Here is a 17,511-nt window from a genome sequence, read left to right on the forward strand (position 1 = left end):
GCCCGCGCCGGCTGACCCGGCCTCATCGGGAACCCGTGCTGCGCCGTGCGGGCGGCAGCGCCCCGACGACCGCGAACAGCAGCGCACCGGCTTGCACGGCCAGCAGCGCGGTCCGCGGGCCCTCCGCGTAGCCGATGCGCACCTCCGCGGCGCGTTCCGGCAGCGGGACCGCGACCTGGTTGCCCCACGCGTCGGCGAGTCCGACCGGCCGGCCGTCCACCAGCGCGTACCAGCCCGGCTGCTGCTGGGCGCCCAGCACGAGGGCGCGCCCCTCGCCGCCCGCGGTCACCCGCACCGTCACATCCGGGGGCAGCGCGTCGACGGGGAGCGGTGCCGCCTGCGGGGGCGGAGCGTGTCCGGTGCGCGCCTGGCGGGTCAGATCGGGTCCGAGCAGCTGCACGCGGGCCGCGCCGTCCGGCAGCTGCAGGACCCCGCCCGGCCGTTCCCGCACCAGCTCGCGGGCCCGTTCGGGCAGGTTGAAGCCGTCCGGGACGCGGAGGAACTCCACCCCGCGCGCAGTTGCCGCGCGCACGCCGGCGAGCACCCGCCCGTCGTCGGCTGAGGTCAGATCGCTCGCGACCCCGCGGACCCACTGCGCAGCGCCCGGGGCCGGGACGAGGTCGTCGTCGCCGAACCGCCCGGCGGCACCGTCGCCGAGCCGCGGCGGGTGCTGGTCGAGGGCCAGCACCGAGCCGGGCAGCTCCGGTTGCGGGGCTGCGTGCAGCGGGCCGGTGAGCGCGGCGGTTCCCGCGGCTGCGGCGAGGACCGCGAGCACTCCCGCGGCTGCGGCCCTGCCCCACCGAGCTTGCACCGGTCGGGTGGCCAGCAGTGCCCAGCAGCAGCCGGTCGCTGCCAGCACCAGCGGCGTTCCGGTCCACGCCGCACTGGCGGGACCGCCGGCGAGCGGCTCCACCGGGATCGCGGCCACCAGCAGGGCCAGCGCGATGCCCGCGGCGGCCAGGGCCAGACCGGGCAGCTGGGGACGCAGCGGTCCGCGAACGGCGGCGACGAGGGCAGCGATCAGCAGCAGACCGCCGAGGAGTGCGGGCACCGACCCGTCCGGGCTCAGCAGCAGCGGCCAACCACCGGCTGCGGGCTCCACCGCGGACGCTCCCGGTCCGTGCAGCAGCAGCCGCGGCTGTTCCAGCACGACCAGCGGCCAGGGCAGCAGGCAGGCGACCGGGAGCAGCACGAGCACGGCCAGGCCCGCGATCCGGCGGCGGAACCGGTCCTCCCGACCGGGCACCGCCACGAACGCGCCGAGCATGAGCACCACCAGCACCACGTGCGCCAGCGGGGCGAACGCGCCGAGCAGCGCCAGACCCAGGGCGGTCAGGCATGCCGGGCCGAGCCACAGCCCGCCGGCGCGGGTCCGCCGCAGCACCCGGGCGATCCCGGCCAGCAGGACCGGCAGCAGCACGTGCACGACGACCACGTCCAGGCGTCCCTGCCCGGCCGACAGCGCTGCGGCGGGCAGCAGCGCGTACGCACCGGCGACCAGCGATCGGCGGACCCGGCCACCGCCCAGCGGCCGCGTCGCCAGATACGCGCTGAGTCCGGCGAGCGGCACCGCCAGCAGCACCAGCAGTCCCACCGCGGCGGGCGGGCCACCGAGCACCGCGCCGAGCAGGCCGAACACCAGCAGCCCGGGTGTGGCCGGGGATGCCGCGCCGCCGCCTGCCGGATGCCAGGCGGCGAGGTAGCTGCCCCAGGTCTCGACCAGATCGCCGATGGGCAGCAGCCGCCCGCCCTGCGGGGTGCCACCGCGCAGCACCTCCAGGAACCAGCCCCCGCAGGTGAGCACGCCGAACACCAGCAGCACCACGAGCAGCACGGCGGGTGGATCGACCAGCAGGCCGCGCAGCAGCCGGCGCGCGCCCGCGCGGACCAGCCGCGGTTCGCGCGCGCCCTCCCGCGGGCCGGGTGCCGGTCGGCCGGGATCGGCCAGCACGACGACCGGATCCCCGGGCCGTCGCAGCGACGGGACCCCGCGCCGGCGGTGGGCCGGTACCTGCGTGTCGGGTGCGAGCGCGGTTTCCGGCACCGGGTCCAGCAGTGCCGGATCGCGGCGCGCGCGTGCCGCGGCGAACCGTTCGAAGATCCGCCTGCGCGTCCACCGCAGCCGGTCGAGCGGGCCGACCAGCAGACCGCGCACCGGTCGGCGCTCCGGGATCGCGGTGGACCGGGCGGCCCGGCCCGGGCGCAGTCCGAATCCGCCGCGCAGCAGGGTGACGAGCAGGGCTGCTTCCGCAGCCGCATCGGCAGGCCTGCGGGCCAGCAGGAATCCGGGCGCACGCAGCAGGGCCGACAGCAGCAGCCGCAGCGCGGCCAGCGGGAGGACGCGTGCCGGGACGTCGAGCAGCAGGGTGCGGGCACCGTCGGAGCGCCGGGTGCGCGGGCGGCTGCCGTCCGCCCGGGCGCTGCGTTGCGCGCGGGCGCGCGGGGCGAGCAGCACGGCGTTGCCGTCAGCGTTGATCCGCCAGCCGAGATCGACATCGGCCGCGTCGCCGCGCAGCGCGGGATCGTGCCCGCCGATGCGTTCGTAGACCTCGCGGCGCAGCAGCACCCCGGCGGATGCCACGGCCAGCAGTTCGGTGTCCGGGGACTCCTGCCCGCGCAGCAGCACGGGGTCCACTTCGGACGGAGAGGCGCCGGTGCGCACCCGGCCGCCGCGGTCGATGGACAGTCCGGCGTCGAGCACGAACCGCGGGTCCGCCGCGTCCAGCACGAGCGGTCCGATCGCAGCGGCGTCCGGTTCCCGCTCGGCGGCGGCGAGAAGTTCGCCGAGGCACCCCGATTCCGGGGCGGTGTCCGCGGTGAGCAGCCACAGCCACTCCTCGCGGACCTCCTCTTCCCGGGTCGCGGCGGCGATCGCCTCGCTGACCGCCGCCGTGACCGGTCCCGATGCGGTGAGCACCTCGTCGACGAGCTCCTCGGCGACCGCCTCGTCGAGCAGCCGCGCGGTCTCGGCCGATTCCCCGGTGCGCACGGCCAGGACCCGCGCGGGACCCGCGGCCGACCCGCGCAGCGCATCCAGCGCCTGCCGTAATCGGGTGTGCTCGTCAGCGCAGACCAGCACGGCCAGAACCGAGGCGGTCGCGGCCAAAACGCCCTCCAAGATCGCGTCGTCGCACACCGGACGGTAGTGCACGCGCGATCCGGGCCCGGACCCCGCGCAGCGGCAGCGCGCGGATCCGAGCGCGCTTCAGCCCGCGCGCCGCTTGAGCTTGCGCCGCTCCCGCTCGGAAAGTCCACCCCAGATGCCGAAGCGCTCGTCGTGCTCCAGCGCGTACTCCAGGCACTCGGAGCGGACTTCGCACCCCGCGCAGATGCGCTTGGCTTCCCGCGTGGAACCGCCCTTTTCCGGGAAGAACGCTTCCGGATCGGTTTGCGCGCACAATGCGCGCTCCTGCCATTCCTGCTCCTCGTCGCCCATTTCGAACAACTCGGACAGGACGTCGATTTCCGCGACGGCGGCGTCCCCACGCCCCGAAAAGCGGTCCTCTCCTGACTCCCACATTCGTTTTTCCCCCGATTCTCCCGTTCCCACCGGCCCTCCCCAGGACCGGAACAGGATGCACTCCTGGCCGCGCTCGGTTCGCGTCGTCGCCGCACCGAGCGCGCATCGACGGCAAACGGCCGTCGCCGAACGGATTTCCGCTTCAGCCCGCGGAGGATCCGATCGACCGATATCTCAGCCGGAACTCCCGGACCCGACCGGCGACCACGGGGATCGCGCGCACCGACCGCGCACCTGGCGAGCGCTCCGGGCAGCGAATGACATCGCTGTGATTACACCTGTGTAGCTCCTTGCGGTCAAGCGGAGACCTTCCGTAGAGGGACAATTCGCGACCCGCCGCCAACCGGTCCCGCGCCGGGCGCACGTTCAGCGCACCGGCGTGCTCCTTGTGGCGGTACGAGCTCATGATCAATGCATACCACCCCGCAGCCGACCTCGCCGCGCGAAGGACCATGGACACTGGGGAACGTGACGACTGCTGCGACGCGGGTGAGCCCGCTGTTCTTGTCCCTGGTCGGCGCGACCGCGCTGGGTTGCGTGCTCGCCACGTTGGAGCCCCAACCGGCGCGCATCGCCGGAGTCGTGCTCATCGTGATCGGTGGCTGGGCCACGTCGCTGTGCCTGCACGAGTTCGGCCACGCGGTCACCGCCTTCCGCGGCGGCGACCGCTCGGTGCGCGCGAAGGGCTACCTGACGCTGGACCCGCGGCGCTACACCGACCCCGCGCTGAGCCTGGTGTTGCCGCTGCTGTTCGTCGTGCTGGGCGGGATCCCGCTGCCCGGCGGCGCGGTCTGGATCGACCAGCACGCGCTGCGCTCGCGGCGCACCCGCTCGCTCGTCTCGGCGGCCGGACCGCTGACCAATCTCGTGCTGGGACTGCTGCTGGCGCTGGTGGTGAGCGTCGCGAACCTGCCGATGGCGTTGGCGGCCGGGCTGTCCTACCTGGCTTTCCTGCAGGTGATCGCGTTCGTGCTGAACATCCTGCCCATCCCCGGGCTGGACGGGTACGGGGTGATCGAGCCGTGGCTGTCCCGACAGGCGCAGGACTTCGGGCGCCGGGCGCGCCCGTGGGCCCCGCTGGTGCTGGTCGGCGTGCTGTTCCTGTCGCCGCAGCTCGGGCTGTCGTTCATCACCCAGGGCTTCTTCGGCATCGCCTACGGCGTGTTCGGGCTGGTCGGCGGAGATCCGCTGCACGCCAGCCTCGGGATGAGCATGTTCCGCTTCTGGCTGTGAGCCGCACCGCACCGCTCCCGCCCAGGGCCAGGTACGCCTGCCCCGGCGGGTAGCGGGCGTGCGAGGATCGAACACGTGAAGGTCGTAGTTCTGGTCGGCGGGGTCGGTGGCGCCCGGTTCCTGCTGGGTGCGAAGACAGCGCTGGGTCTGCCCGCGCGCGGCGAGCCCGCGGACGGGTCCGGTGAGCACGAGGTGACCGCCGTCGTCAACACCGGCGATGACGTGTGGCTGCACGGGTTGCGGGTGTGCCCCGACCTGGACACCTGCATGTACACGCTCGGCGGGGGCATCGACGAGGCGAAGGGCTGGGGACGGCTCGACGAGACCTGGTCGGTCAAGGAGGAGCTGGCCGCCTACGGCGCGGAACCCGGCTGGTTCGGGCTCGGCGACCGGGACATCGCCACGCACCTGATCCGCTCCCGCATGCTGCGCGCCGGGTATCCGCTCACCGCCGTCACCGAGGCGCTGTGCGACCGGTGGCGCCCGGGCGCACAGCTGCTGCCGGTGACCGATGAGCGGGTCGAGACGCACGTGGCGATCGAGGACCCCGAGCTGGCGGAGCAGCGTGCGGTGCACTTCCAGGAGTGGTGGGTGCGCTACGGCGCGGAACCGGACGCGCGGGCCATCGCCCCGGTCGGTGCGGACGAGGCGAAACCGACCCCCGCGGTGCTGGACGCGTTGGCGCAGGCCGACATCGTGCTCATCGCCCCGTCGAACCCGGTGGTCAGCATCGGGACGCTGCTGGCGGTGCCCGGGTTCACCGGCGCACTGCGCGAGGCCCCGGCACCGGTGATCGGGGTGTCACCGATCATCGGCGACCGGCCGCTGCGCGGGATGGCCGACAAGTGCCTGTCCGCGATCGGGGTGGACACCACGGCCGAGGCGGTGGGCAAGCACTACGGCGCGCGGTCGACGGATCCGGAGGGCCTGCTGGACGGGTGGCTGGTGCACACCGGCGACACCGCCGAGGTGCCGGGCGTGCAGGTGCGCGACGTCCCGCTGCTGATGTCCGATGTGGACGCGACCGCCGACATGGTGCGCGCCGCGTTCGACCTCGCGGGGGTGCGACCGTGACCGACCACGCCGCCGCGGGCGACCTGCAGCTGTTCGCCGTGCGGGGACTGCCCGAATTCCGGGACGGTGACGACCTGGCCGCCGCCCTGGCCGAGGCCGCGCCGTGGCTGGCCGACGGGGACGTCGTCGTGGTGACCAGCAAGATCGTGTCCAAGGTGGAGGGACGGATGGTCACCGCCCCCGCCGATCCCGAGCAGCGGGACACGCTGCGCAGGCAGCTGGTGCTGTCCGAGGCCACCGAGGTGCTGGCCCGCAAGGGGCGCACGCTGATCACGCAGAACAAGCTCGGCATCGTGCAGGCCGCGTCCGGGGTGGACGCGTCCAACGTGCCGCAGGACCAGATCGGGCTGCTGCCGGAGGATCCGGACGCCTCGGCGGAACGGCTGCGGGCCGGGCTGGCCGAGCTCCTCGGGATTCGGGTGGCGGTGCTGGTGACCGACACGATGGGCCGCGCGTGGCGGATGGGTCAGACCGACGTGGCCATCGGCGCCGCCGGTACGAGCGTGCTGCACGGCTACGCGGGAGCGGTGGACGCGCAGGGCAACGAGCTGGCGGTCACCGAGATCGCGGTCGCCGACGAGATCGCCGCGGCCGGCGACCTGGTGAAGGGCAAGCTCGGTTCGACGCCGGTCGCCGTGCTGCGCGGGCTGCCTGGCGAGGACGACGGCAGCACAGCCCGCGACCTGGTGCGCACCGTCGACGAGGACCTGTTCTACCTGGGCACCGAGGAAGCGCTGGACCGCGGTCGGCGCGAGGCGGTGCTGCTGCGCCGCTCGGTGCGCGAGTTCACCGCGGACCCGGTGGATCCGGAGGCGCTGCGCCGGGCGGTCGGGACCGCGCTGACCGCGCCCGCGCCGCACCACACCCGGCCGGTGCGCTTCGTCCGGCTGCGTGACCGTCCACTTCGGACGAAGCTGCTGGATGCGATGCGCACCGCGTGGCTGGAGGACCTGCGCGCCGACGGTATGTCCGAGCAGGCCGCCCAGCGCCGCACCGAGCGCGGCGGGCTGCTCTACGCGGCCCCCGAGGTGCTGCTGCCGTTCCTCGTGCTCGACGGGGCGCACGACTACCCGGATGCGCGGCGCAGCGCGGCCGAGCGGACCATGTTCACCGTCGCGGGCGGGGCGGCGGTGCAGGGCCTGCTCGTGGCGCTGGCCACCGAAGAGCTCGGCTCCTGCTGGGTCTCCTCCACGCTGTTCTGCCCCGACGTGGTGCGCACCGAACTGGACCTGCCCGCGAACTGGGAACCGCTGGGCGCGGTGGCCGTCGGCCACCCGGTGCAGGCCGCGTCCGGCCCGCGCGAACCTCGGGACCTCGCCGACGGGCTGGTGGAGCTGTGAGCGCCCCGTCCGGCGTCGATCTGCACGGCGATGCGCAGCGGGTGCTGTCCGGCTGGCGGCCCGCGGACCGGCAGCAGCAGGCGCTGCGCGAAGCGTTCGGCGCGCTGCTGGCCGCGCGGGCGGACGCGTGCTCGCGCTCCTGCGCGCCCGGGCACCTGACCGCCTCGGCGATCGTGCTGGACGCGGACGCCGAGCACGTGTTGCTGACCCTGCATCCGCGGGTCGGGGCCTGGCTGCAGCTCGGCGGGCACTGCGAACCCGAGGACTCCTCGCTGGCCGGTGCCGCGCTGCGCGAGGCCACCGAGGAGTCCGGCATCGCGGGGCTGGAGATCGTCCCGGATCCGGTGCACCTGGACGTGCACGGCATCACCTGTTCGCTGGGTAGTCCGACCCGGCACTTCGACGTCCGGTACGCGGTGCGCGCTCCGCGCGGGGCGACCGCGGTGCGCAGCGCCGAGTCCGACGATCTGCGCTGGTGGCCGGTGCGGGACCTACCCGCGGACTCCGACCTGCGCGAACCGGTGGCCGCCGCGCTGGCCGCCGCTCAGATCGACCGGTAGTCGCGGGCCGGCATCCGCGGCCCGTAGCGCGGCCGGCTCGCCCCCGCGGCCTTGAGGTAGCGCACGGCGCGGTGCCGGTGCCCGGTGTAGGGCTGCAGCACGTCGAGCATGCCCGCGTCGTCCAGCGATCCGCCGGTCAGCGCGAGCCCGACGATGGTGGGCAGGTGGTAGTCCCCGACGCTGACCGCGTCCGGATCACCCCACGCCCGCTGGGCCACCTCGGCCGCGGTCCACGGGCCGATACCGGGCACGTGCTGCAGCAGGGCGCACCCGTCGGTGCCGCCGAGCTGCACGGCGCGCTCCAGCCGGCCGGCCACCGAGGCCGCGGCCAGCAGGGTGCGCCTGCGGGCGCCGTCCACACCCGCCCGGTGCCACTCCCAATCGCGCACGGCGCGCAGCTGCTGGGCGTCCGGCGGTACCCGCAGGCCCTGCGGCACCGGCCCCGGGGCGGTGCTGCCGAACCGGTGGCACAGCTGGCGCCAGGAGCGCCAGGCCTCGCGGTTGGTGACCTTCTGCTCCAGCACCGCGGCGACCAGCACGTCCCACACCCGCCCGCAGGCCCCCTGCGGGACCGCGCGGCAGGCGCGCTGCCCGCGGGCGACGATGTCGTGCGCCGGCTGGAATCCGGACGGGTCGTCGGCCGCCCCGAGCAGCGCGGGCAGGCCGTCCAGCACCAGGTGGGCACCGGGTCCCCAGGCGTGCGCGCGCACCTGCCCGCCGCGGGCGGACACCCGCAGCGACGCCGGTCCGGTGCGGGTGGTGCTGGCCCACCACAGCGCACCGCGGTCACCGACGTGCCACGTCGGGTCGCCGGTGCCCCGGCGCAGCGGTGCCAGCACGGCGCCCAGGTCCAGCGGCCCGGGCGGTGTCCACGTGCGGGACAGCCCGTCCTCGGTCGGGACGGTCCCCTCGTTCGGGACGCCCCCGGTCATCTCAGTCAGCGGAGAACCGCACCCCTCCCGGCGGCAGCTCGACACCCGGCCACACGCGCGCTCCGTCCAGCAGTTCACATCCGGCGCCGATGCGCGCACCGTCCCCGATGACGGCGCCGCGCAGCACCGCGCCCGCGCCGACCTCGGCGCCGGCCCCGAGCACGCTGCGCTCCACCACGGCTTCGCCGGCGACGCGAGCCGCGTCGAAGAGCGTCGAGCCGTGCACGGCGGCCCCGGCCTCGACGACGGAACCGGCACCGACGGTACTCCCGCCGTCGACGACGGCGTCCGCGTCCACCCGCGCCCCGGGCAGCAGCAATGATTCGCCGGGCGCACCGGGCAGCGCATCGGACGGGGCGATCCCGCGCACGAGATCGGCGCTGCCGCGCACGAACGCCGCCGGGGTGCCCAGGTCCAGCCAGTACGACTCGTCCACGTAACCCTGCAGGCGCGCCCCGGAGGCCAGCAGGCCGGGGAAGGTCTCCCGCTCCACCGAAACCGGCCGCCCTGCGGGAATGTCCTCGATCACCTCGCGCCGGAACACGTAGCAGCCCGCGTTGATCTGGTCGACCGGCGGATCGTCGGTCTTCTCCAGGAACGCGGTCACCCGCCCGTCGGCATCGGTGGGCACGCAGCCGAAGCTGCGCGGGTCGGCGACCCGCACCAGGTGCAGCGTGACGTCGGCGGCAGCGTCGCGGTGGGTGCGCACCAACTCCGGCAGATCCACCCCGCACAGGATGTCGCCGTTGAACACGAGCACGTCCGGTTCGCGCAGCCGGTCGGCCACGTTGCGGATCGCGCCGGCGGTGTCCAGCGGCTCGTCCTCCACCACGTACTCGATCTCCAGGCCCAGGTCCGCTCCGTCGCCGAAGTGCTCGGCGAAGACTTCGGACTTGTAGGAGGTGCCGAGCACCACGTGCTCGATCCCGGCGGCGCGGATCCGGGAGAGCAGGTGGCTCAGGAACGGCACGCCCGCGGTGGGCAGCATCGGCTTGGGCGCCGACAGGGTCAGCGGGCGCAACCGGACTCCGCGCCCCCCGACGAGGACGACCGCCTCGGCCCCGCGCACCGGCGCGGGCGGAGGCTGCGGATCGGCGGTCATGGGCGGTGCGCCTCCTCTACCTGACGGACTTCCGGGACGAGAACCCATTGGGGGGAATACTGTGGCAGGTGCACCGGCATAATGGACAACGGGTTCCCGGTTCGCGCCGTCGCACGCCCACCCGCGAAATCGCCGAAGGACTTGAGAGGGCATCCCTATGGACCCGCGTCATCGAGCCGACGAGGCACTTGCTCGCGCGCGGGCACGCGGTGCGTTCGTCGTCACCCCGGACAACGCCACCTCGCCCATGGACGCCGCCAGCACCGTGCGCATACCGCGCGAGATGATCGCCGGGTCCGAGGAGACGACCCCGCCCACCGACACCTTCCCGGTCCCCGGCGGCGCGCAGCACGGTCCGGAGCCCGTCCTGGGCGGCTGGCCGACCGAAGACTACGGCTTCGAGGGCAATTACGGGTTCGACGGCTCCGGCCCACTGGGCTCCCGGCTCAACCCCGGCGAGTGAGACGTTCCGCGCGCCCGGTCGAAGGACGCCTCAGTTCCGCCGACCCGCGCGGACCTCGGCTCGGGCGCGGACTTCCAGCGCGGCGCGCAGTCCCGCGCGCAGCGGAGCCCAGGCGGCGCCCGGATGCCGGTCGGCCAGGTAGCGGTAGGCGCTGCGGTGGTGCTCGTGCAGCATCCGCTCCGAGGAACCCGAGGTCGCGTGCCCGCCGATGTGCATGATCTCCGCGGAGGGCACGTACACGTTGAGCCAGCCCGCCCGGCCGAGCCGATCGCCCAGGTCGACGTCCTCGAAGTACATGAAGTACCGCGGGTCGAACCCGTCCACCGAGTCGAACGCCTCGCGGCGCAGCAGCAGGCAGGATCCGGACAGCCAGCCCGCCGCTCGCTCGGTGATCGCGGCCTCGGACTGGCGGTAGGCGCGGGAGAACGGGTTCGACGCCCACACCTTGCTCAGCAGCGCGTGGCCCGTCCCGCGGCCCAGCGACGGCAACAGCCGCGCCGAGGGGTAGATCTCCCCGTCCGGTTCGCGGATCAGCGGACCGAACGCACCGCCGCGCGGCCAACGCTGGGCTGCGGCCAGCAGTTCGTCCAGGCTGCCCGGGCGCCATTGCAGATCGGCGTTGGCGACCACCACCCAGCCGTACTCGCCGCCCAGCTCGGCCACACCGCGGTTGGCCCCGCCGCCGTAGCCGAGGTTGCCGCCGGTGGGCACCAGCTGCACGTTGTCGTGCTCGGCCGCGGCGCGCTCCGGTGCGCCGTCGGTGGATCCGTTGTCCGCCAGCACGACCCGCACCCCGCGTTCGGTGGCGTCGTCCAGCGTGCGCAGGAACTCCTGCAGCGTCTCGCCCGGGGAGTAGGTCACGATGACGACGGCGATCTCGTCGCCGTAGGTGCGCGGCTCGGTCACGTCCGCCGATTGTGCCGAACGCCGCCGCGCGCCCTCCGCCGGGGACCGGCGGTGATCATCGGTGGAGTTCACCTGGAGCCGGTGCGCCGCGGAGACGGTGCGCGCCTACCGGATAGCGGACGGGTGCGCCGCCGGGTCAGCGGAACTCGTGCAGTGCCACGCCGAGCGCTTCGCGCCAGGGGCGCAGCGGGGTGAGCCCGGCTTCCCGCCAGGCCCGGTCGGACAGCACCGAGTAGCCGGGGCGCGGTGCGGGGCGCGGGAACTGGGCGCTGCTGCACGGCTGCACCCGCTCCTCGTCCAGGCCGCTGCCGGCGAACACCGCGCGGGCGAGCTCGAACCAGCTGGCACTGCCGGTGTTGGTGCAGTGCAGGACGCGCTGGTCGGGACCGTGCCTGCGGGCGATCTGCCCGGCCAGTTCGAGCAGTCCGCGCGCGAGGTCGGCGGCCCAGGTGGGCGTGCCGACCTGGTCGTCCACCACGGACAGGGTCTCCCGCTCGGCGGCGAGCCGGAGCATGGTGCGCACGAAGTTCTGCCCGCCCGCGCTGTAGACCCAGGCGGTGCGCACCACCCAGGCCCGGGCACCGGAGTCCAGCACCGCGTGCTCACCGTCCAGCTTGGTCCGGCCGTAGGCGGTCTTCGGGCCGGTCTCGTCGGTGGGCTCGTACGGGCGGTCGGCGTCACCGGGGAAGACGTAGTCGGTGGACACGTGCACCAGACCGGCACCGCTGTCCCGGCAGGCCGCGGCGACCTGCGCAGCACCGGTGGTGTTGATCCGCTCGGCCTGCCGCTGGTCCTCCTCCGCGGCGTCGACGGCGGTGAACGCGGCCGCGTTGACGACCACCGGGCGCAGGCCGGCGTCCTTGGCCGATGCGGTGAACGAGCTGACCGCGTCGCCGACCACCTCGCCATCGGTGACGTCGAGCTCCCCGGAACCGGGTGCGTGCACCAGCGCGCCGGGGACACCGCGCAGCACGCGGGCGAGTTCGGCGCCCAGCTGGCCACGTCCGCCGGGGACGAGCACCGCCAGCCGCTTCACCGCGCGCCTCCCGCGGTGTCGGCAGGGCTTCCCGCGGTGTCGGCAGGACTTTCGGCGGCCCGTTTCAACGGTTCCCACCAGGAGCGGTTCTGTCGGTACCAGTCCACGGTCGCGGCCAGTCCCTCGGCGAAGTCGACGGCGGGCGCGTAGCCGAGCTCGCGGACGATCTTGGTGTGATCGACCGAATAGCGGCGGTCGTGCCCCTTCCGGTCGGCGACCGGCTGCACCGCGGACCAGTCCAGCCCGAACACGCGGAGCAGGTGTTCGGTGAGCTCCCGGTTGGTGAGCTCGGTACCGCCGCCGATGTTGTAGACCTCGCCGGGGGTGCCGGATTCGGCGACCAGCTGCACGGCGCGGCAGTGGTCGTCGACGTGCAACCAGTCGCGCACGTTGCCGCCGTCGCCGTAGAGCGGGACGGGCCGGTCGTCGAGCAGGTTCGTGATGAACCGCGGCAGCATCTTCTCCGGGTACTGGTACGGACCGTAGTTGTTCGAGCAGCGGGTGATGCACACCGGCAGCCCGTGCGTGCGGTGGTAGGCGCGGGCCAGCAGGTCCGAGCCCGCTTTGGCCGCGGAGTACGGCGAATTCGGTTCCAGCGCGTGCTCCTCGGGCCAGGACCCGGTGTCGATGGAGCCGTAGACCTCGTCGGTGGACACGTGCACGAACCTGCCGACCCCGGCGTCCAGGGCCGCGCGCAGCAGAGCGTCGGTGCCGACGAGGTTGGTCATCACGAAGGCGTCGGACCCCTCGATCGACCGGTCCACGTGCGTTTCGGCGGCGAAGTGCAGCACCACGTCCACCCCGCCCATCGAGCGGGCGAGCAGGTCGCGGTCGCAGATGTCGCCGTGCACGAACTCCAGCCGCGGATCGGCGGCGACCGGATCGAGGTTCTCCCGGCTGCCCGCGTAGGTGAGCTTGTCCAGCACGACCACCTTCGCGTCGGCGAAGCCCGGGTAGGCTCCGGCGAGCAGTCGCCGCACGTAGTGCGAGCCGATGAACCCGGCCCCACCCGTTACCAGAATCCGCATCGTGGCCGCTCCCGCCGAGATGGTCCGCGCACCCGCGTCCGGGCACACGGCAGTCTGCCACGAGTCGGACGAGCTCGGTCAGCCCTCCTGTGACAACTGAGAGTAACCGCACTGCTTCACTCGTATGAGTGAAGTCACCACTTACGCAGGGACCTGACCCGGCCGCAGAGGATCACCGCTAGCCTCCCGGGACAGGACCAATATCACTGGACAACCGTGTAACGCTCGCAAAACGCCCAAGGAGGATCCGGCGTGGAGGAACGGCCGAGGCCAGGTAACGGCCGGGGGCAGCCCGGTAGACCGGTCCCGCCGCGTGGCCCCGGCAACACGCCGCGGCCACCGGCCGGCGGCCCGAACCCTCCGCAACCGCCGCGTCCCGCAGGGCGCCCAGGTGGCGCACCTCCGCCGAGCGGGCGCGGCCAGCAGCCCCCGTCCGGCAACGCCCCCCGCGGCGGCGAGCCCGCCCGGGAGAACGAGCCGCGCGGCGGCGAGCACCGGAGTCCGGACCGGCAGAGCAAGCGGGCAACCGCGCAGGGCGCCGGCGCATCCGGCCGTTCCGCGGCCAGAACGCCGGGCGCCGCACCGGAACCTCCGCAGGACGACACCTGGGCGCGCCGCCGCAGCGGGCGCCGCGGCCGCTACCTCGGCCGCACCCTGGTCGCCCTGCTGTCGGTGATCGTGCTGAGCACCACGGGCTACGGCTGGGCGATGCTGCGCGGGTTCGAGGGCAGCTCCACGTCCGGCAGCGTGCTCGGTGGCGGGCTCAACGCGCCGGACGGCGCCACCGACATCCTGCTGATCGGCAACGACTCGCGCACCGACGCGCAGGGCAACCCGCTGCCGCCGGAGGTCCTGGAGAAGCTGGGCGCCAGCGACGACGAGGGCGGCGACCTCACCGACGCGATGATCCTGGTGCGCATCCCCAACGACGGCAAGAGCGCCAGTGCGATCTCCTTCCCCCGCGACACGCTCGTCGACCTGGACATGGGTATGGGCGAGACCAAGCTCACCGAGACGCTTAACGCGGGCAAGGCCGAAAAGCGCGCCGAAATGGAGGAGTCCGGCGAGACCGACGACGCCAAGCTGGAGGAGGAGTCCCAGGACGCGGGCCGCCAGCTGCTGGTGCAGACGCTGGAGAAGATGTCCGGGGTCACCATCGACCACTTCGCCGAGGTCAACCTGCTCGGCTTCTACGAGGTCACCAATGCGGTGGGCGGTGTCGAGGTGTGCCTGAACGAGCCCACCCAGGACGACGCGTCCGGCGCGGACTTCCAGGCCGGAAGGCAGACCGTCCAGGGCACCGACGCGTTGGCGTTCGTCCGGCAGCGCAAGGGCCTGGTGAACGAGCTGGAACGCGGTGTGCGCCAGCAGGTGTTCATGACCGGCCTGTCGCAGAAGATCCTGTCCTCCGGCACGCTGGCCAACCCGGCGAAGCTCTCCGCGCTGATCGACTCGATCCAGAAGTCGGTGACCCTGGACGAGGACCTCGCGGGCAACATCCTGGAGTTCGCGGAGCAGATGCAGGGTGTGGCCGGTGGCGACGTGGAGTTCGTCGGCGCCCCGGTGCACCTGGTCGGCGAGTCCGGCGAAGAGGACGTGACGCTGAACATCCCGGAAATGCACCAGTTCGCCGAGGACCTGCTGCTCCCGCCCGCCGAACGGCAGCAGAAGGAGCAGCAGCGCGAGGCCGCCGAGCAGGCCCGCGCGCAGACCACGGTCAGCGTCTACAACGCCTCCGGGGTCAGCGGGCTGGCCGCGAACGTGCTCGACGAGCTGTCCACGCAGGGCTTCACCGCGGGCGGCAGCGAGAACGCCGAGGCCACGAACTCCGTCGTTTACTACGCCCCCGGTCAGCAGCAGGCGGGCCAGGACCTGGCCACCGCGCTGGGCGGCCTGCCCGCCGAGGAGAGCCCGAACCTGACCGCGGGCAGCGCCGAGGTCTACCTCGGGGAGGACTACCAGGGGCCGGGTGCGCAGAGCTTCGCCCCGCAGCAGGGCGTGCAGCTGGACGGTGCCCAGCAGGGGCCGGGTGCGCTGCAGGGGCCGTCCCCGGCACCGATGCAGTCCACCGATGCGGAATCCGAGCGCTTCACCGCCGACGGCATCCCGTGCGTGAACTGATCCACCGTCGGGGTCCGCAGGACGAACCGATCGTCGCCGACGGCGAGATCCCCTGCGTCAACTGACGTTCCGCCGCGCCCGGGGCCGGGCGCACGCGGTCCCGGGCCGTAGGCTCGGCGCATGACCGTCACGCAGGCACTGCTCGGGCCGCTGCTGAATGCGTCCGCCAAGCCGCTGATCACGTACTACGACGACGCGACCGGTGCGCGGATCGAACTGTCCCGCGCCACCGCGGCGAACTGGGCCGCCAAGACCGCCAACTGGCTGGTCGACGAGCACGACCTGGAACCGGGCACCCGGGTCTCGGTCGCGCTGCCCGCGCACTGGCAGACGGTCGGCGTGCTGCTGGGCTCCTGGTGGTGCGGGGCGCACGTGGTCGACGATCCGCAGGGCGCCGAGGTGGCCTTCGTGCCCGCCGACCGACCCGCCGCACCGGGGGCGTTCACCACCGCCGTGGTCGGTCTGGACGCGCTGGGCGCCCCGGTGCGCGACCTGCCCGCCGACGCCGTGGACTACGTCTCGGACATCCGGGTGCACGGCGATGAGTTCCACCCGCTGGCACCGGTTTCCGGAACGGATCCCGCCCTGCTCGACGGCTCGGTCGACGAGGTGGTGCAGCGGGCGCGGACCCGCGCGCAGGAGCTGGAGCTCACCGCGGCGGACCGTGTTCTGTCCACAGCGGACTGGGACCTGCCCCGCGGCGCGGTGGACGGCCTGCTGGCGGTGCTGGCCGCCGGGGCACACCTGGTGCAGTGCGCGAACCCGGACCCGGCGCAGCTGCCCGCGCGCCGCGAGGCGGAGAAGATCACCCGGGAGCTCGGCGCGTGATCCGCGGGGTCACACCTGCTGCGGTTCGGCCACGCGGGACCGGTTGCCGGACAGCAGCGCGGTGTCCAGCGCGTAGCGCGGGGAGCTGAACCCGAGCGCGAGGCTCACCACCGCCAGCACCAGCACGTACTCGAAACCGCCGTCGGTGACGTAGAAACCCGCACCGGTGTGCGCGATCGCCCAGGCGCCGAGCATCACCGCGGCCAGCAGCACACCGGCCACCGGCAGCAGCGCACCGAGCACCAGCGCGATGCCACCGAGGCCCTCGACCAGCATCGCGAACCACGCGGCGGCGGTGGGCAGCGGAATGCCCATCTCCGCGAAACCGGTTGCGGTGGCGCCCATTCCATTGGTGACGAGTTTCTGGTAGGCGTGCGCCAGGAAGGTGGCGCCGATCACCACGCGGGCGAGCAGCAGCGTCAGCTCGCGCAGCTGCGGCATCGGGAGCTTCTCGGACATCGGGGACCTCTCGGGTCGGGAGAACGGCAGCGCCCACTTTACGTGAACCTTCAACTATTTACCCCGCACGTGAGGTGCATTACGCCGCGACCTGACCTACCCGCGGGTAACATACTGCCGTGCTGGATGACGACGCTCTGTTCGTGCAGGACGGCGAGACCTTCCTGCCCACCGACTCGGCCGGCAATCCCTGGGGCGAGCTGACCGGCGGCGGACCGGTGGCCGGGCTGCTGGCCAGGGCCTTGGAACGCGCCGCCGGGGATCCGGACCTGTTCACGGCGCGGCTGACCGTGGACCTGATGCGCCCGGTACCGCGCGTCCCGCTGACCATCAGCACCCGGCCGCTGCGCACCGGCAAGCGGGTCAAGGTCTGGGAAGCCGTGCTCAGCACGGGCGACCACGTCGTCACCCGCGCGGTCGGCCAACTGGTCGCCCGCACGAACGTGGACGGCCCGGAAGCCGGACCGGTCCCACAATTCGCCGGCCCCGACGACGTCGCGGACGGGCGCCTGATCCCGCCGGAGCTTGAACTGCGCGAAGGCGTGCACGACATCGTGCAGGCGCGCTGGGTCGACGACCAGGTATCCGGGCCGACCAGCCGGGTGTGGCTGCGGATGCCGCTGCCGCTGCTGGCCGGTGAGTCGATCAGCCCGCTGGCGCATGTGGCGGTGCTGGTCGACTGCATCAGCGCGGCCAGCCCGCTCGGCGAGATCTTCGGCCCGTGGATCAACACCGACATCACGCTGTACCTGCACCGCGAGCTGGAAGGCGAGTGGCTCGGCCTGGAGATCGAGCGTGACCTGCAGCCCACCGGGATCGGGGTCGTGCGCTCCCGGCTGCACGACCGGCGCGGCCCCATCGGCACCGCGGGTGAAGCGGTCGTGGTCAGCCAGTTCGGCTGATCCGGCG

At 73.6% G+C, this 17,511-nt stretch carries 16 protein-coding genes; 8 read left to right on the forward strand and 8 right to left on the reverse strand.

Going from position 1 to position 17,511, the window contains the following annotated elements; genetic code table 11:
• Positions 1–22: 22 nt before the first annotated feature.
• Both IQ251_RS18085 and IQ251_RS18090 read right to left on the reverse strand, forming a co-directional pair.
• Positions 23–3,151, reverse strand: a complete 3,129-nt coding sequence (locus IQ251_RS18085) for a glycosyltransferase (RefSeq protein ID WP_370591487.1) — start codon at positions 3,149–3,151, stop codon at positions 23–25.
• Between the two features lie 54 nt (positions 3,152–3,205).
• Complete coding sequence (locus IQ251_RS18090; protein ID WP_193930033.1) at positions 3,206–3,436, reverse strand: WhiB family transcriptional regulator; 231 nt, start codon at positions 3,434–3,436, stop codon at positions 3,206–3,208.
• A gap of 552 nt (positions 3,437–3,988) precedes the next feature.
• Between IQ251_RS18090 and IQ251_RS18095 the strand changes: the two genes are divergently transcribed.
• The 4 genes from IQ251_RS18095 (at position 3,989) to IQ251_RS18110 (ending at position 7,727) form a co-directional block, all read left to right on the forward strand.
• Positions 3,989–4,753: a site-2 protease family protein gene (locus IQ251_RS18095; protein ID WP_193929957.1), complete on the forward strand. Its 765-nt coding sequence runs from the start codon at positions 3,989–3,991 to the stop codon at positions 4,751–4,753.
• A gap of 75 nt (positions 4,754–4,828) precedes the next feature.
• A complete protein-coding gene (gene cofD, locus IQ251_RS18100) occupies positions 4,829–5,827 on the forward strand; it encodes a 2-phospho-L-lactate transferase (RefSeq protein ID WP_193929959.1) in 999 nt (332 codons plus the stop codon).
• On the forward strand, positions 5,824–7,167 hold the full coding sequence (locus tag IQ251_RS18105) for a coenzyme F420-0:L-glutamate ligase (RefSeq protein ID WP_193929961.1): 1,344 nt from the start codon (positions 5,824–5,826) through the stop codon (positions 7,165–7,167). The genes cofD and IQ251_RS18105 overlap by 4 nt, the downstream gene beginning before the upstream one ends.
• On the forward strand, positions 7,164–7,727 hold the full coding sequence (locus IQ251_RS18110) for an NUDIX hydrolase (protein ID WP_193929963.1): 564 nt from the start codon (positions 7,164–7,166) through the stop codon (positions 7,725–7,727). The genes IQ251_RS18105 and IQ251_RS18110 overlap by 4 nt, the downstream gene beginning before the upstream one ends.
• On the opposite strand, the gene IQ251_RS18115 is transcribed toward IQ251_RS18110, so the two are convergent.
• Entirely contained in the window at positions 7,712–8,659 is a 948-nt protein-coding gene (locus IQ251_RS18115) for a DNA-3-methyladenine glycosylase family protein (protein WP_193929965.1), read from the reverse strand. The genes IQ251_RS18110 and IQ251_RS18115 overlap by 16 nt on opposite strands.
• A gap of 1 nt (position 8,660) precedes the next feature.
• On the reverse strand, positions 8,661–9,761 hold the full coding sequence (gene manB / locus IQ251_RS18120) for a mannose-1-phosphate guanylyltransferase (RefSeq protein WP_193929966.1): 1,101 nt from the start codon (positions 9,759–9,761) through the stop codon (positions 8,661–8,663).
• Between the two features lie 157 nt (positions 9,762–9,918).
• On the opposite strand from manB, the gene IQ251_RS18125 reads away from it, so the two are divergent.
• Entirely contained in the window at positions 9,919–10,224 is a 306-nt protein-coding gene (locus IQ251_RS18125; protein WP_193930043.1) for a hypothetical protein, read from the forward strand.
• Positions 10,225–10,254: 30 nt separating this feature from the next.
• Here the strand turns inward: IQ251_RS18125 and IQ251_RS18130 are convergent, their stop codons facing one another.
• The 3 genes from IQ251_RS18130 to rfbB form a co-directional block, all read right to left on the reverse strand.
• Positions 10,255–11,130, reverse strand: a complete 876-nt coding sequence (locus IQ251_RS18130) for a glycosyltransferase family 2 protein (RefSeq protein WP_193929968.1) — start codon at positions 11,128–11,130, stop codon at positions 10,255–10,257.
• A 136-nt stretch (positions 11,131–11,266) separates the two neighbouring features.
• Positions 11,267–12,166, reverse strand: a complete 900-nt coding sequence (gene rfbD, locus IQ251_RS18135; protein ID WP_193929970.1) for a dTDP-4-dehydrorhamnose reductase — start codon at positions 12,164–12,166, stop codon at positions 11,267–11,269.
• Positions 12,163–13,194: a dTDP-glucose 4,6-dehydratase gene (gene rfbB / locus IQ251_RS18140; protein ID WP_193929972.1), complete on the reverse strand. Its 1,032-nt coding sequence runs from the start codon at positions 13,192–13,194 to the stop codon at positions 12,163–12,165. The genes rfbD and rfbB overlap by 4 nt, the downstream gene beginning before the upstream one ends.
• Before the next feature lie 678 nt (positions 13,195–13,872).
• Between rfbB and IQ251_RS18145 the strand changes: the two genes are divergently transcribed.
• Together IQ251_RS18145 and IQ251_RS18150 are read left to right on the forward strand one after the other, a co-directional pair.
• Complete coding sequence (locus tag IQ251_RS18145) at positions 13,873–15,315, forward strand: LCP family protein (RefSeq protein ID WP_370591488.1); 1,443 nt, start codon at positions 13,873–13,875, stop codon at positions 15,313–15,315.
• 120 nt (positions 15,316–15,435) lie between these two features.
• On the forward strand, positions 15,436–16,143 hold the full coding sequence (locus IQ251_RS18150; protein ID WP_193929974.1) for a TIGR03089 family protein: 708 nt from the start codon (positions 15,436–15,438) through the stop codon (positions 16,141–16,143).
• Positions 16,144–16,152: 9 nt separating this feature from the next.
• On the opposite strand, the gene IQ251_RS18155 is transcribed toward IQ251_RS18150, so the two are convergent.
• Positions 16,153–16,602 (reverse strand): DoxX family protein, encoded by a 450-nt coding sequence (locus tag IQ251_RS18155; RefSeq protein WP_193929976.1) that lies wholly within the window; start codon positions 16,600–16,602, stop codon positions 16,153–16,155.
• A 119-nt stretch (positions 16,603–16,721) separates the two neighbouring features.
• On the opposite strand from IQ251_RS18155, the gene IQ251_RS18160 reads away from it, so the two are divergent.
• Positions 16,722–17,504 (forward strand): thioesterase family protein, encoded by a 783-nt coding sequence (locus IQ251_RS18160; protein WP_193929978.1) that lies wholly within the window; start codon positions 16,722–16,724, stop codon positions 17,502–17,504.
• Positions 17,505–17,511 lie beyond the last annotated feature (7 nt).

The organism is Saccharopolyspora montiporae, assembly GCF_015209505.1.
In the GTDB taxonomy this organism is placed as follows: domain Bacteria; phylum Actinomycetota; class Actinomycetes; order Mycobacteriales; family Pseudonocardiaceae; genus Saccharopolyspora; species Saccharopolyspora montiporae.